The sequence below is a fragment of the Janthinobacterium sp. NKUCC06_STL genome (assembly GCF_019345455.1).
Classification (GTDB): domain Bacteria; phylum Pseudomonadota; class Gammaproteobacteria; order Burkholderiales; family Burkholderiaceae_D; genus Janthinobacterium; species Janthinobacterium rivuli.
Genome location: NZ_JAHKQY010000001.1, coordinates 1,766,436 through 1,780,318, shown reverse-complemented (window position 1 = coordinate 1,780,318; position 13,883 = coordinate 1,766,436). Strand labels below are relative to the sequence as shown.

The following is a 13,883-nucleotide window of genomic DNA, read 5'->3' as shown; positions in this document are numbered from 1 at the left end:
CTTTTTACCCCAGGTCTTGATGCGCTTTTATTCCGGCGCCCTAATATGCTCGACCAGCCCCGTGCTGCGGCGTCCCGGCGCCGGTGTCAGCCAGCTGACGAGGATGGCTGCGGCTAGGCCGGCCGGCACGCCGAAGATGCCGGCGGAGATGGGCGCGATATGCATCCATTGACCACTGGCATTACCTCCCAGCATGGTGCTTGTGTGCAGCATGTAATACAGGCACACGCCAAAGCCCGTCAGCATGCCGGCCAGCGCGCCCTGGTAGTTGGCGCGTTGCCAGAACACGCCCAGCACCAGCGGCGGGAACAGGGTCGAGGCGGCCAGGGAAAAGGCCACGCCCACCAGCGACAAGATGTCCGCCGGCTTTTGCGAGGCCGCATAGGCGGCGATGAAGGCCACGGCCAGCAGCAGCAATTTTGAAATCGTCACGCGCTTTTGCGTCGAGGCGGTCGGGTCGACCACCTTGTAATACACGTCGTGCGACAGGGCGTTGGAGATGGCCAGCAGCAAGCCATCGGCCGTCGACAGGGCGGCAGCCAGGCCGCCGGCCGCCACCAGGCCGGAAATCACGTAGGGCAGGCCGGCGATCTCGGGCGTGGCCAGCACCAGCACGTCGGCGTCGATGGAAATTTCCGCCAGTTGCACGATGCCGTCGCGGTTGACGTCGACGATGCTGATCAGGGGACTGAGCTTGTCCACATTGGCCCAATACGACACCCAGGTGGGCAGGTTCGCGTATTGCGTGCCCACCAGCGCCGAGTAAATGTCGTATTTGACCAGCACAGCCAGCGCGGGAATCGTGAGGTAGATCAACAAGATGAAGAACAGGGTCCAGAAGACGGAGACGCGCGTCTCGTGCACGGAGGGCGTGGTGTACGATCGCATGAGGATATGCGGCAGGGCGGCCGTGCCCAGCATCATGCAGAATACGAGGGCCAGGAAATTGTTGCGCTTGATGTCGGATTGCTCCCGGTCGGCGGCGGGAAACGGCTGCGCGTGCGGAATGATGGGCTCGGCGCGTTTCTGGTTCTGCGCCTGCGCGGCCTGCCACAGCACGCGTGCCTCATCCGGACTTTTCGGATAGGCAATCAGATAGCGTTCCGCGTTGCGGATGTCGAACAGCGAGGCATTGCGCTGGCGCAAACTATCGAGCTGGCGCTGGGCCGTCAGATGGCCTTGTTCCCAGGAAGCGGGCAAGTCGTCGATGCGTGCCTGGTAGCTGATGGCGCGCTGGTGGAAGATGGCGCGCACTTCGTTTTCTTTCGGATCCGTTTCCAGCACGTGTTCGCGCGCGCTCAGTTGCGGCAACACCTTGCCGTAGGCGATCTGCGGCACGGGATTGTCCGCATGCTTGACCGACAGCCATATGGCGGGAATCAGAAAGGCGACGAGGATGATGATGTACTGCGCCACCTGCGTCCACGTGATGGCGCGCATGCCGCCCAGAAAGGAGCACACGAGGATGCTGGCCAGGCCCAGGAAGATGCCGACGGAAAAATCCACGCCCGTGAAGCGCGAGGCGATCAGGCCGACGGCGTAGATCTGCGCCACCACATAGGTAAACGACACGATGATGGTGGCGGCCACGGCTACCACGCGCACGCTGGCACCCCGTTTGTCGGTGCCGCTGCCGTAGCGTGCGGCGAGGAAATCGGGAATCGTGTACTGGCTGAACTTGCGCAGGTAGGGCGCGATCAATAGCGCCACCAGGCAATAGCCGCCCGTCCAGCCCATGATGAAGGCCAGGCCGTCGAAACCGTTCAGGTACAGGCCGCCGGCCAGGCTGATGAAGCTGGCCGCCGAAATCCAGTCGGCGGCCGTGGCCATGCCGTTGAACATGGCCGGCACCCGGCGCCCCGCCACATAGTATTCGGTGACGTTCGAGGTGCGGCTGATGACGCCGATGGTGGCGTACAGGGTGATGGTGACGAGCATGAACAGGTAGCCGATCCACGCGCGCGGCATGCCTTCCTGCTCCAGCACGGACAAAGCCAGCAGGAAGGCGGCGAAGCCGGCCGTAAACAGCAGGTAGTAGCGGCACAGGCGCGCAAAGAAGCTGCGCTGGGCGCTCATGTTTGCTCCTCGGCATGAAAAGCCCGGTCCAGGCGCCGCATGCGCCAGGCATACAAGGCGATGATGGCCAGGTAGACCAGCGAGGCGCCCTGGGCCGCCATATAAAAGGGCAGCGGCCAGCCGAACAGATTTAAATGCAACAGTTCGCGTGCATAAAACACGGTCAGGAAGCCCGTCAGCAGCCAGACCAGCAGCAGGATGGCCGTCAGGCGCCGTGTCTTGCGCCAGTGCACATCGCGGCGCGCCTGCAGCTCGGGGCTGGGCGTGCGCGCCGGCCGCGCCGGGGGAGCGCTTGGGCTTGGCTTATCCATACGTGATGTCATCCTCTTCTGGCGCGTCCGGCAACAGCAGGGCGATGCTCAGGCGCAACAGGGTGCCCGGCAGCTTCGGCGACTGCGCGCGCGGATTGTTAAAAATATCGACTTCGGCGCCATGCTGCTGGGCAATTTCGCGCACGATGGCCAGGCCCAGGCCGCTACCGTCGACATTGCTGCCGAGAATGCGGTAAAAGCGTTCGAACACGTGGGCCCGTTCGGCCGGCGCAATGCCGGGGCCAGTATCTTCCACTTCCAGGATGGCCAGCTCCAGGGTGCTGCGCACGCGCACCGTGACGCTGCCACCGGCCGGCGTATAGCGCAGGGCATTGTCGATCAGGTTGCTCAGCAGCTCGCGCAGCATCATGGCATTGCCGGAAATCATGATCGAATACGCGGGCTGCTCGAAGCCCAGGTCGATATGCTGGGCAAACGAGGCTTGCACCCAGTCCTGCACCACGCCGCGCGCCAGTTCGCTCAGTTCGATCGGCTCGAAAGCCGTGCCCGCCTGCGGCTGGTTTTCCGCGCGCGCCAGGGCCAGCAGTTGGTTGACCAGGCGCGTGGCCGCTTCCGAGCTTTTCGCCAGTTGCAGCAGCGAGCGGTGGATTTCGTCGTGGTCGGTCTGGCGCAGCGCCAGCTCGGACTGCATGCGCATGCCGGCCAGCGGCGTCTTCATCTGGTGCGCGGCATCGGCGATGAAGCGTTTCTGCATGTCGATCGACAGCGACAGCCGCGCCAGCATTTCGTTGAGCGAGCCGACCAGCGGCGTGATTTCCTCGGGCACCTGGCCCGATTCGATGGGCGATAAATCGTCGGGTGGCCGGGCGCGTATGCGCTCCTGCAATTGCGCCAGCGGCGACAGGCCGCGCGCCAGGGCAAACCAGACCAGGGCCAGGATCACGGGCAGGATGATGAACTGCGGCAAAATCACGCCCTTGATGATTTCATTGGCCAGCTGGGCGCGCTTTTCCAAGGTTTCGGCCACTTGCACCAGTGCGCGGCTGGGCTCATCGTCGTTGCTGGAAGGAATGTCGAGATAGCTGAACGCCACGCGCACGGGCGTGCCGTGGATGGTGTCGTTGCGAAACAGCACCATGCCGCTGCGGTATTTGTCGGGGTCCTGCGGCGGCGGCAAATCGCGGTCACCGTCGAGGTATTCGCCGCGCGGCCCCACCACCAGATAATACAGGGTGTCGATATCGTCGCCGCGCAGGAAGTCGCGGCCATTATTATTGCTGCTCTTTTCGTTCTTGTCCGGCACGCGGCGCAGCATGGCGCCGTCAGCCTGCTTGACCTGTTGCGTGAGCACGGTCACGCTGTCTTCCAGCGCATGGTCGAACGGCTGATTGGCGATGCCCTTGGCCACCAGATAGGTGATGGCGATGCTCATCGGCCACAGCAGCAGCAGGGGCGCCAGCATCCAGTCGAGGATTTCGCCGAACAGCGAATGCTCGATGGTGTCGTCTTGTTCCGTGGTGGGCGGCTCGAACCAGTCGTCGTCGTCCGGCTCGTCTGCTGGCGCCTCGCGCGCCTTCACTTGCTGGCGGGTCCGCTGGCCGGGCTGGCCGACTCGCCTGCTTCGGCGTTCAGGCGCGCCGCTTCCGAGTATTTTTCCAGGCAATAGCCGAGGCCGCGCACGGTGGCGATGCGCACGCCGCCCACCTCGATTTTCTTGCGCAGGCGGTGCACATACACTTCGATGGCGTTGTTCGACACTTCTTCGCCCCATTCGCACAGGTGGTCGACCAGCTGTTCTTTCGAGACGAGGCGGCCGGTGCGGCCCAGCAATATTTCCAGCAAGCCCAGTTCGCGCGCCGACAGGTCGAGCATCTGGTCGTTGATGTAGGCGCTGCGCCCCACCTGGTCGTAGCTGAGGGGGCCGTGCTTGATGATGGTGGCGCCGCCGCCAGCGCCGCGGCGAGTCAGGGCGCGCACTCTTGCCTCCAGTTCCGACAGGGCGAACGGCTTGGCCATATAATCATCGGCACCGAGGTCGAGGCCATTCACGCGTTGTTCGATGGAATCGGCGGCCGTCAGGATCAGCACGGGCAACAGCGAGGCGCGCGCGCGCAGGCGGCGCAGCACTTCCAGGCCGGACATCTTGGGCAGGCCCAGGTCGAGGATCAGCAGGTCGAATTCCTGGGTGGACAGGGCCGTATCGGCCTCCTGGCCCGTCTTGACGTAGTCGATCGCATAACCGGACTGGCGCAGCGAGCGGGTCAGGCCATCGGCCAGCACGCTGTCATCTTCGGCAAGTAAAATACGCATGGTGCACTTCCTATGCTTGCGGCGGTAGAAGTTTGTATTGTGTTTCATTTTCCGCAAGGTGGCGAGTTTTTGTGAGAAACCAGGCTTGTATTGATCTGTTTCAAAACAAATCCACGTTCCGCTTGCATTGATCACTGTTTTTTTATACAGTACTGTCTGTGTAAAGAATTTAACCCACTGGCGCTATCGCAGGCTGCACGGTTCACGTAGATGCGTCACGTGAATCCGCAACTGTAGAACGGCTGAAAGAACATATGGACGATAAAAAAGCTGTAGTACCCGCATCGGAAAAAGCCAAGGCGCTCGCCGCTGCACTGGCGCAGATCGAGAAGCAGTTTGGCAAAGGTTCGGTCATGCGCATGGATGCCAGCGCAGTGATCGAAGAAGTGCAAGTCGTGTCGACCGGTTCGCTCGGCCTCGATATCGCGCTGGGCGTGGGCGGCTTGCCGCGCGGCCGCGTGGTGGAGATCTATGGTCCGGAATCGTCGGGTAAAACCACGCTGACCCTGCAAACCATTGCTGAAATGCAAAAACTGGGCGGCACCTGCGCCTTTATCGATGCCGAGCACGCGCTCGACGTCGGTTACGCGCAAAAGCTGGGCGTGAACCTGCATGAATTGCTGATCTCGCAACCGGACACGGGCGAACAGGCGCTGGAAATCTGCGACGCCCTCGTGCGTTCGGGCAGCGTCGACCTCGTCGTCATCGACTCCGTGGCCGCGCTGACGCCACGCGCCGAGATCGAAGGCGACATGGGCGATTCCCTGCCAGGCCTGCAAGCGCGTCTGATGTCGCAAGCCCTGCGCAAGCTGACCGGTTCCATCAACCGCACGAATACCCTGGTCATCTTCATCAACCAGATCCGCATGAAGATCGGCGTGATGTTCGGCAGCCCGGAAACGACCACCGGCGGCAATGCGCTGAAATTCTACGCCTCCGTGCGCCTCGATATCCGCCGCACTGGCTCGATCAAGTCCGGCGATGAAGTGATCGGTAACGAAACCAAGGTCAAGGTCGTCAAGAACAAGATCGCGCCACCGTTCAAGGAAGCGCACTTCGACATCCTGTACGGCGCCGGCACCTCGCGCGAAGGCGAAATCCTGGACCTGGGTTCGGATGCCAAGATCGTGGAAAAATCCGGTTCGTGGTACAGCTACAACGGCGAACGCATCGGCCAGGGCAAGGACAACGCCCGCGCCTTCCTGCAAGAGCGTCCGGCGCTGGCCCGCGAAATCGAAAACAAGGTCCGCGCTTCGCTGGGTGTGCGCGAACTGCCGCCGCTGGCTGTTGAAAAGCCGGAAAAAGCCGATAAAGCCGCCGACAAGGCTGCCAAGGCTGCGGAAGCCAAGCCAGAGTAGGTCGGATGAGCGCGGCAAAGCCGCGCGTAATCCGACAACACCACAGACGTCAACAATGTTGTCGGATGACGGCCCAAGGGGCCTGATCCGAGCTACGCATGGCTTGCCGCAAGGTGTGACCATGATCGCCGTCCCGCGCTGTTGCGCCGGGCGGCGATTGTGTTTGGGTGATGTGATCGTGGAATGAAAGACAAGGTGGGTGTATGGCCGCAGTACAACTGAGCCTGAAGGGCAGGGCGCTCCGCTTTTTGTCGATGCGTGAACACAGCCGCATGGAATTGCGGCGCAAGCTGCAGCGCCATGCGCAGGAGGGCGATGACGTGGAAGCCTTGCTCGACAGCCTGGAACAAGCCAACTGGCTGTCGCAGGAGCGCTTTTCCGAGTCGCTGATCCACCGCCGCTCGGCCCGCTTCGGCAATAGCCGCATCATGGCGGAATTGCAAAGCCATGGCATAGCCGGCGAGGCGCTGCAGGAACTCAAGGCGGGCCTGGCCGAAGGCGAGACCGCGCGCGCCTGCGAAGTGTGGCGCCGCAAATTTGGTGAAGTGGCGCAGGATGCCGAGCAGCGCAACAAGCAGATGCGTTTTTTGATGCAGCGCGGCTTTTCGCAGCGCGCCGTGCAGGTGGCCTTGAAGGGGCTGGACCCCGACGAGGAATAAGGTTGGCCATGGCGACCCCGCCGTGCCCCCATGAACTGCGCATTCAAACGCCGTCTGTTTCCTGTATGGCGACGCCGCGCGATCAGGTATGCTGGCGCTCGAACGCTGTGCGATGCGCGCGGCCCCACTGATCGTGACAGGATGCAAGATGAGCAACTGGAATGCCGGCTATATGGCCGAAATCGCTTATACCTATGGCTATTACGAAGAATTGAATCCCTTGCGCTTGCGGCTGCCCCTGCTGGCCGCCGGCCTTGCCTTGCCGGCCAGCGGCACGGCTTGCGAGCTGGGCTTTGGCCAGGGTATCAGCGCCAACATCCATGCGGCGGCGTCCGCCACGCGCTGGCATGGCAATGATTTCAATCCTTCCCAGGCCGCCTTTGCGCAGGAGCTGGCCAGCGCGGCCGGCGCCGGCGCGCAGTTCACGGACGAATCGTTCGCGCAGTTTTGCCGACGCGACGACTTGCCCGATTTCGACTTTATCTGCCTGCACGGGATCTGGAGCTGGGTCTCGGCGGACAATCGCGCGCTGATCGTCGACTTCCTGCGGCGCAAGCTGAAAGTCGGCGGTGTCGTCTTCATCAGTTACAACACGCAGCCAGGCTGGGCCGCCATGATGCCGATGCGCGACCTGATGGCCGAACATAGCCGCGTCATGAGTGCTCCGGGCCAGAGCGTGCTGGCCAGAGTCGCTGGCGCCATCGATTTCGTCGACAGGATGATCGCCGTGCAACCGCGCTATCTGGCGGCCAATCCGCTCCTGGCGGAGCGCTTCGACAAGCTCAAGACGATGGATGGGCAGTATCTTGCCCATGAGTATTTCAATGCCGACTGGCAACCGATGGCCTTTTCCAGCGTCGCGGCCATGCTGAGTGAGGCCAAGCTCGAGTTTGCCGCATCCGCCAACTATATCGCTCTGGTCGACATGCTGAACCTGACGGCCGAGCACCAGCAATTCCTGGCCGAGATACCCGATCCCACCTTCCGCGAGACGACGCGCGCTTTCCTCGTCAACGAGCAGTTCCGCAAGGATTACTGGGTCAAGGGCGCGCGCAGGCTGACGCCATTCGCCCAGGCCAGCGCCTTGCGGGCCGTGCGCGTGATGCTGGCCGTGCCGCGCGACGAAGTGGTGTTGAGCGTGCATGGCGTGCTGGGCGACGCCGATATGGATGAGCGCGTATATGCGCCCGTGCTCGATGCCATGGCCGACCATCGCGTGTACACGATAGGCGAGCTGGAGCAGCAACTGTCGGGCAGCGACGCCAAGCTGGCCGCCTTGCTGCAGATCATGCTGGTGCTGGTCAGCAAAGGCAGTGTGCTGGCTGTTCAGGACGAGGCCGATATCGCCGTGGCGCGGCCGCAGACGGCACGCCTGAATGCGCACCTGCTGGAACAGGCGCTGGCAAGAACCGATTTGCTTGTCCTTGCCAGTCCCCTGACGGGCAGCGGCGTGATTGTATCGCATTTACAACAGCTCTTCCTGTGGGCGAAACTGCAAGGTTGTCTAACGCCCCAAGACTGGGTAAGCGCGACCTGGCCCGTGATGCTGCGCCTGGAGCAACTGTTGACAAGGGATGGGCAGCCCTTGCTGACGGAAGAGGAAAACCTGGCCCAGTTGCTGGTGCACGCGCAGTATTTTTCTGCGCACACCTTGCCTGTTTTGCGCGCATTGGGCGTGACAGACTGAGGCGTGGCGTCGGCCAGCTTGCCGGTGCCTGTCTACCTGCTTCCTGCTTATTCGTATTGTGAATGTTTGTTATTTATTTTGCGATTTTCATTGATAATTTGCGGCGGACGGCCAGACCAATAAATAATTATGTTGCGGCGCAACTAGCGCCCTGTGTGCTACACTTTTAGGGTTTTTGCGGCGCCGCAGGTGCGGTTGCTGTTCGTAGAAGCTGCGAACGGCGTGCTTTATGCACATGGCTGCTTACTAATTATGGCCGCGCAAGCGGCATCGGTCTTATGCCCCTGTCAACTCCCGTATCCCGGCGCGCCCTACGGCACTCCCGCGTTATCGACGTCCAAGCGTATGTGCGCGACGACGGCCTGTGGGATATTGACGCCCGTATCACCGATATCAAAAGCTATGATGCGACCCTGGCCTCCGGCCCCCGTCCCGCCGGCGCCCCTCTGCATGACCTCCATTTACGCATTACCGTCGATCGCGAACTGACCATTGTCGAGGCCGAAGCTGCCTCCGATGCCGTGCCCTATCCCGGTTTTTGCGATACCATCGGCCCCGCTTACCGGGCCTTGATCGGTCTGAATTTATTGAAGAATTTCCGCCGCGACTTGAAACAGCGCCTGGCGGGAATCGCTGGCTGTACCCATTTGACCGAACTGGCGCAAGTCTTGCCGACTGCGACGGTTCAGGCATTTGCCGGCGATGTCTGGTCGACCCGCGACGGTGCGAATGCTGACTTATCGCATGAAAAGCCGTTTCAACTCGACAAATGCCACGCCCTGCGCACCGATGGCGGGGCGGTGGCACAGTATTACCCGCGCTGGGTAGCCAAGCCGTGACCCCGGCGCTTTCCTGTTTTTTTTGCACCACTAACCGTATTTTTACACATCAGTATCAGAAGGGAAGCCAGCATGAAAATCCATGAGTATCAAGCCAAAGAAATCCTCCGGCAGCACGGAGTGACGGTACCACGCGGTATCCCGTGCATGTCCGTCGAAGAGGCAGTCAAGGCTGCGGAAACCCTGGGCGGCCCGGTGTGGGTCGTCAAGGCACAGATCCACGCAGGTGGCCGCGGCAAGGGCGGCGGCGTGAAAGTGGCAAAATCGATCGAGCAAGTCAAGGAATACGCTGACCAGATCATGGGCATGCAGCTGATCACGCATCAGACCAGCGCCGAAGGCCAGAAAGTCAACCGCCTGCTGGTGGAAGAAGGCGCCGACATCAAACAAGAACTGTACGTTTCGCTGGTCACCGACCGCGTTACCCAGAAAATCGTCCTGATGGCGTCGTCCGAAGGCGGCATGGACATCGAAGAAGTGGCCGAGAGCCACCCTGAGAAGATCCACCACGTCACCATCGATCCAGGCACCGGCCTGACCGATGCCCAGGCAGACGACATCGCCGCCAAAATCGGCGTGCCTGCCGGCTCCATCGCCGACGCGCGCGTCAACCTGCAAGGCCTGTACAAAGCGTACTGGGAAACCGACTGCTCGCTGGCCGAGATCAACCCGCTGATCGTTACCGGCAGCGGCAAAGTCATCGCTCTGGACGCCAAGTTCAACTTTGACCCGAACGCCCTGTTCCGTCATCCGGAAATCGTCGCCCTGCGCGATCTGGACGAAGAAGATCCAGCTGAAATCGAAGCGTCGAAATTCGACCTGGCCTACATTTCGCTCGACGGCAACATCGGTTGCCTGGTGAACGGCGCCGGCCTGGCCATGGCCACCATGGACACGATTAAACTGTTCGGCGGCGAGCCAGCCAACTTCCTCGACGTCGGCGGCGGCGCCACGGCGGAAAAAGTCACCGAAGCGTTCAAGATCATGCTGAAAAACCCAGGCCTGAAAGCCATCCTGGTGAACATTTTCGGCGGCATCATGCGTTGCGACGTGATCGCTGAAGGCGTTATCGCCGCAGTGAAAGCCGTCTCGCTGAACGTGCCACTGGTGGTGCGCATGAAGGGCACCAACGAAGACCTGGGCAAAAAGATGCTGGCCGATTCCGGTCTGCCTATCATCGCAGCCGACACCATGGAAGATGCAGCCAAGAGCGTCGTTGCCGCTGCTGCCGGTCAAGCTTAATTAAGGAATCAACATGTCCATTCTGATCAATAAAGATACCAAAGTCGTTACCCAAGGGATCACCGGCAAGACCGGCCAGTTCCACACCCGCGGTTGCCGCGACTACGCGAACGGCAAAGCTGCCTTCGTGGCAGGCGTGAACCCGAAGAAAGCCGGCGAAGATTTCGAAGGCATTCCAATTTTCGCTAACGTTACCGAAGCGAAAAAAGAAACCGGCGCCAACGTTTCCGTGATCTACGTACCGCCAGCAGGCGCGGCAGCGGCGATCTGGGAAGCTGTCGAAGCTGAAATGGATCTGGCCATTTGCATCACCGAAGGCATTCCTGTGCGTGACATGATGGCTCTGAAAGACCGCATGGCCAAAGCCAACAGCAAAACCTTGCTGCTGGGCCCTAACTGCCCAGGCCTGATCACGCCAGACGAAATCAAGATCGGCATCATGCCAGGTCACATCCACAAGAAGGGCCGTATCGGCGTGGTGTCGCGTTCGGGTACCCTGACCTATGAAGCAGTGGGTCAGCTGACCGCACTGGGCCTGGGCCAATCGTCGGCAGTCGGCATTGGTGGCGACCCGATCAACGGTCTGAAGCACATCGACATCATGAAGATGTTCAATGATGATCCAGATACCGACGCGGTCATCATGATCGGCGAAATCGGTGGTCCAGACGAAGCCAACGCGGCTTATTGGATCAAAGACAACATGAAAAAACCGGTCGTCGGCTTCATCGCTGGCGTGACGGCTCCTCCAGGCAAGCGCATGGGCCACGCCGGCGCGCTGATCTCGGGCGGTGCCGATACGGCACAAGCCAAGCTGGAAATCATGGAAGCTTGCGGCATCACCGTGACCAAAAACCCGTCGGAAATGGCGCGTCTGCTGAAAGCCATGCTGTAATTTCAGCCTGGTTACCGCAGTACAAAAAAGGAGCTTCGGCTCCTTTTTTTTGTCCGCAAGACAGGCCGATTCCCGGCCTGGGCGGACGATGCTGGTCCGAACCTGCCCAAATGTGTCGCTTTTCTTTCCATGCGTGCCGCCGCTGCCCGGGCGCGCCGCTGGCATGGCGCTTGCAACGTACCTGGCGTGAGCAATGCACCATGGGAGGATACGATGCGCGCGCAAAGCGGATTTACCCTGATAGAACTGATGATCGTGGTGGCCATCGCCGGCATCCTGGCGGCCGTGGCCATTCCCCAGTATGGCGACTACACGATGCGGGCCAAGGTTAGCAACGTGCTGGCGGCCGCTGCCCCGTTGAAAACGGCCGTGGCCCTGTGCGTGCAGGAAAACGGCGGTGAGGCGGCCGCCTGCAGCACGCCCACGGAGAGCGCACCAAGTGCGATTCCCGTGTTCAGTGCCACGCGCGAAGTGGCCAGCGCCACGGTGGACAAGGGCAATATCGTGCTGACCCTGGCGGCCGACCTGGGCACGGGTATCGGTGGACAAACCGTGACGATGACCATGAAGCCGGGCACGAGCAGCCTGACCTGGTTCAATAGCACCACCGTGACGAATCCGGCGGCGAAGGAGGCGATTACCAAAAACAATATTCCCGACGTGACGCCGACGCTGTAGGTGACGCTTGTCAGCCCGGTATCAGACGATTTTTTGCCGGTCCGCGATCAGCGCTTCATAGGTGAGGTTTTGCAGCAGGGTGTAGTGGGTCGGCTCCAGGTCGATGAATTGCACGCCATACGTATAGATTTCCGCCACCTCGGCGGCGTGGCCATTCGACGGCTTGCCCACGCTGACGTTCTGGATGCGGGCGCGCGTATTGACGCGCATCTGATGCTTGTTCGGCTGCACCAGCAGGGTAAAGCTCAGGGCCACGCCTTCGTCGTCCGGCGTGAGCATGCCGGGCGCTTCGATCAGCGCGCCCGAGACGCTGAGGTTGACGATGAACACGGGCACGGCCGCCACGTCGCGGTAGCTCAGCTGCGCCGGAATGTCCACCTTCACGCGCATGGCCGTGCGCAGGCTGGTGCCCTGGATGGCGTCGGGAAAGCTCAGGTGGACATAATTGAGCGGGCGGCCAAAGATGCGCAGCACGCTGCAGGAAAACGAGCAGACGGTGACGCCGGAAAACACGCGGATGGTCAGCTTGTCACCCTCGTTGAGCACGATGGAAGCGCCGTTTTCCATGGGAATCTTGACGATCAGGTACTCATCTTTCACATAGCCGATCAGGGTCGAGAAATGCTGGATGGGCTTGATGGTGCGGTGCGTGATGAACTGGATGCGGCCACCCACCTGCAGATTCATGGCCTCGAAGTCGAAGTCCTGGAGCTTGGTTTCCGCGGCGGGGTGCTTGCTTGTCATGCGATGCTCATCTGGATATGGACGACTCGCAGTATGCATGATTTCTTGATGAAAAAGCATTTATATCAATGAAATTCATATTGGCATTGAAAAATGCCAGGTGCACGCGCCGTCACGCGGTGCAGGCTTTACAATTGCTTCAATATTGACGAATGTGAATCCTATGCAGCGCAGCTACTTCTGGACCATGTTGTTCCTCATCCTGCATCAAATCGACGCTGCCTACTGGAAAGAGTGGGAAATGTTCCATCTGCCTGGCGGCGTGCAGGGTTTTCTGGTGTTTAACCTGGCGGCGATTGCCGTGGTGCTGGTGGGCTACAAGCACGTGTTGCTGTCCACCGCGCGGGCACCTTTTTATGCGAGCTGCTGCGCGGCCCTGGGCGTGGCCACCTTCCTGATCCATACCGGCTTTGCGCTGGCAGGACAGGAGCAATTTCACTTGCCGCTGTCCAAGGCCATCATCGCGCTGTGCCTGTCCGGCGGCGCCTGGCTAGTGTACGATTTGCGCCGCTTCCAGGAGCAGCTGGCGCGCCAGGCAAAATAATTACACCTCAGCGTGCCAGTCACCCGACTTGCCGCCATGCTTTTCCAGTACGCGCACATTCGTCATGACCATGCCCCGGTCGACGGCCTTGCACATGTCGTAGATCGTCAACAAGCCGATTTGCACGGACGTGAGCGCTTCCATTTCCACGCCCGTCTTGCCCGTCGTGTCGACCTGGGCGCGGCAGTGCACGCTGTTGGCCGCTTCGTCGACTTCAAAATCGACGGTGACGCGCGTGAGGGCCAGCGGGTGGCACAGGGGAATCAGGTCGCTGGTGCGCTTGGCGCCCATGATGGCGGCGATGCGGGCGATGCCCAGCACATCGCCTTTTTTTGCATTGCCTGAAATGATCAATGCCAGGGTGGCGGGCTGCATGCGGATGGTGCCGGCGGCCACGGCGCTGCGGCGCGTGTCTTCCTTGCTGCCCACGTCGACCATATGGGCCTGGCCCGTGGCGTCGAAATGGGTCAATTCCCCGGCGGGGGCTTGCTTGTCTGCTGTTGTCATGGCGTCAAAAATAGGTGAGGAGTGGGGCGCGGCACGCGTGGGAATGGGGGCCGCTAACAAGGTATGATAGCA

Annotated in this window: 14 protein-coding genes; 8 read left to right on the top strand and 6 right to left on the bottom strand. The window is 61.2% G+C overall.

Annotated features, from left to right (window positions below):
• Nucleotides 1-27 precede the first annotated feature (27 nt).
• From KO539_RS08085 to KO539_RS08070, 4 genes are read right to left on the bottom strand one after another with little or no spacing between them, the layout of a single operon-like run.
• Nucleotides 28-2,076: a sodium:solute symporter family protein gene (locus tag KO539_RS08085; protein WP_219308300.1), complete on the bottom strand. Its 2,049-nt coding sequence runs from the start codon at nt 2,074-2,076 to the stop codon at nt 28-30.
• Nucleotides 2,073-2,387, bottom strand: a complete 315-nt coding sequence (locus tag KO539_RS08080) for a DUF4212 domain-containing protein (RefSeq protein WP_219308298.1) — start codon at nt 2,385-2,387, stop codon at nt 2,073-2,075. The genes KO539_RS08085 and KO539_RS08080 overlap by 4 nt, the downstream gene beginning before the upstream one ends.
• Entirely contained in the window at nt 2,380-3,927 is a 1,548-nt protein-coding gene (locus tag KO539_RS08075; RefSeq protein WP_374106355.1) for a sensor histidine kinase N-terminal domain-containing protein, read from the bottom strand. Before KO539_RS08075 ends, KO539_RS08080 begins: the two co-directional genes overlap by 8 nt.
• Nucleotides 3,924-4,658 carry a response regulator transcription factor gene (locus KO539_RS08070; protein ID WP_034746066.1) on the bottom strand — a complete coding sequence of 245 codons (735 nt, stop codon included), beginning with the start codon at nt 4,656-4,658 and terminating at the stop codon, nt 3,924-3,926. The genes KO539_RS08075 and KO539_RS08070 overlap by 4 nt, the downstream gene beginning before the upstream one ends.
• A gap of 254 nt (nt 4,659-4,912) precedes the next feature.
• Between KO539_RS08070 and recA the strand changes: the two genes are divergently transcribed.
• From recA to KO539_RS08035, 7 genes are all read left to right on the top strand, one after another.
• Complete coding sequence (gene recA / locus KO539_RS08065; protein ID WP_219308296.1) at nt 4,913-6,016, top strand: recombinase RecA; 1,104 nt, start codon at nt 4,913-4,915, stop codon at nt 6,014-6,016.
• Nucleotides 6,017-6,219: 203 nt separating this feature from the next.
• Nucleotides 6,220-6,675, top strand: coding sequence for a recombination regulator RecX (recX, locus tag KO539_RS08060; protein ID WP_099376372.1), 456 nt, complete (start codon nt 6,220-6,222; stop codon nt 6,673-6,675).
• 148 nt (nt 6,676-6,823) lie between these two features.
• On the top strand, nt 6,824-8,362 hold the full coding sequence (locus KO539_RS08055; RefSeq protein ID WP_219308294.1) for a class I SAM-dependent methyltransferase: 1,539 nt from the start codon (nt 6,824-6,826) through the stop codon (nt 8,360-8,362).
• A 278-nt stretch (nt 8,363-8,640) separates the two neighbouring features.
• A complete protein-coding gene (locus KO539_RS08050) occupies nt 8,641-9,201 on the top strand; it encodes a DUF2889 domain-containing protein (protein WP_035822519.1) in 561 nt (186 codons plus the stop codon).
• Between the two features lie 72 nt (nt 9,202-9,273).
• Nucleotides 9,274-10,443 carry an ADP-forming succinate--CoA ligase subunit beta gene (gene sucC / locus KO539_RS08045; protein WP_034746081.1) on the top strand — a complete coding sequence of 390 codons (1,170 nt, stop codon included), beginning with the start codon at nt 9,274-9,276 and terminating at the stop codon, nt 10,441-10,443.
• Nucleotides 10,444-10,456: 13 nt separating this feature from the next.
• Complete coding sequence (gene sucD / locus KO539_RS08040; protein WP_034746085.1) at nt 10,457-11,338, top strand: succinate--CoA ligase subunit alpha; 882 nt, start codon at nt 10,457-10,459, stop codon at nt 11,336-11,338.
• 213 nt (nt 11,339-11,551) lie between these two features.
• Nucleotides 11,552-12,016: a pilin gene (locus tag KO539_RS08035; RefSeq protein ID WP_219308292.1), complete on the top strand. Its 465-nt coding sequence runs from the start codon at nt 11,552-11,554 to the stop codon at nt 12,014-12,016.
• Nucleotides 12,017-12,037: 21 nt separating this feature from the next.
• Here KO539_RS08035 and KO539_RS08030 read toward each other — a convergent pair whose 3' ends face one another.
• Nucleotides 12,038-12,760 carry a flagellar brake protein gene (locus KO539_RS08030; protein WP_219308291.1) on the bottom strand — a complete coding sequence of 241 codons (723 nt, stop codon included), beginning with the start codon at nt 12,758-12,760 and terminating at the stop codon, nt 12,038-12,040.
• A 163-nt stretch (nt 12,761-12,923) separates the two neighbouring features.
• Here KO539_RS08030 and KO539_RS08025 point away from each other — a divergent pair, with 163 nt between their 5' ends.
• On the top strand, nt 12,924-13,304 hold the full coding sequence (locus KO539_RS08025; RefSeq protein WP_219308289.1) for a DUF6713 family protein: 381 nt from the start codon (nt 12,924-12,926) through the stop codon (nt 13,302-13,304).
• Here KO539_RS08025 and moaC read toward each other — a convergent pair whose 3' ends face one another.
• Entirely contained in the window at nt 13,305-13,811 is a 507-nt protein-coding gene (gene moaC, locus KO539_RS08020) for a cyclic pyranopterin monophosphate synthase MoaC (protein ID WP_034746095.1), read from the bottom strand. It abuts the gene before it with no gap.
• Nucleotides 13,812-13,883 lie beyond the last annotated feature (72 nt).

Bases quoted from the DNA above. Each gene is read 5' to 3' on its own strand.
- KO539_RS08085 (WP_219308300.1), bottom strand. From the start codon at position 2,076: ATGAGCGCCCAGCGCAGCTTCTTTGCGCGCCTGTGCCGCTACTACCTG.
- KO539_RS08080 (WP_219308298.1), bottom strand. From the start codon at position 2,387: ATGGATAAGCCAAGCCCAAGCGCTCCCCCGGCGCGGCCGGCGCGCACG.
- KO539_RS08070 (WP_034746066.1), bottom strand. From the start codon at position 4,658: ATGCGTATTTTACTTGCCGAAGATGACAGCGTGCTGGCCGATGGCCTG.
- recA (WP_219308296.1), top strand. From the start codon at position 4,913: ATGGACGATAAAAAAGCTGTAGTACCCGCATCGGAAAAAGCCAAGGCG.
- recX (WP_099376372.1), top strand. From the start codon at position 6,220: ATGGCCGCAGTACAACTGAGCCTGAAGGGCAGGGCGCTCCGCTTTTTG.
- KO539_RS08055 (WP_219308294.1), top strand. From the start codon at position 6,824: ATGAGCAACTGGAATGCCGGCTATATGGCCGAAATCGCTTATACCTAT.
- KO539_RS08050 (WP_035822519.1), top strand. From the start codon at position 8,641: ATGCCCCTGTCAACTCCCGTATCCCGGCGCGCCCTACGGCACTCCCGC.
- sucC (WP_034746081.1), top strand. From the start codon at position 9,274: ATGAAAATCCATGAGTATCAAGCCAAAGAAATCCTCCGGCAGCACGGA.
- sucD (WP_034746085.1), top strand. From the start codon at position 10,457: ATGTCCATTCTGATCAATAAAGATACCAAAGTCGTTACCCAAGGGATC.
- KO539_RS08035 (WP_219308292.1), top strand. From the start codon at position 11,552: ATGCGCGCGCAAAGCGGATTTACCCTGATAGAACTGATGATCGTGGTG.
- KO539_RS08030 (WP_219308291.1), bottom strand. From the start codon at position 12,760: ATGACAAGCAAGCACCCCGCCGCGGAAACCAAGCTCCAGGACTTCGAC.
- KO539_RS08025 (WP_219308289.1), top strand. From the start codon at position 12,924: ATGCAGCGCAGCTACTTCTGGACCATGTTGTTCCTCATCCTGCATCAA.
- moaC (WP_034746095.1), bottom strand. From the start codon at position 13,811: ATGACAACAGCAGACAAGCAAGCCCCCGCCGGGGAATTGACCCATTTC.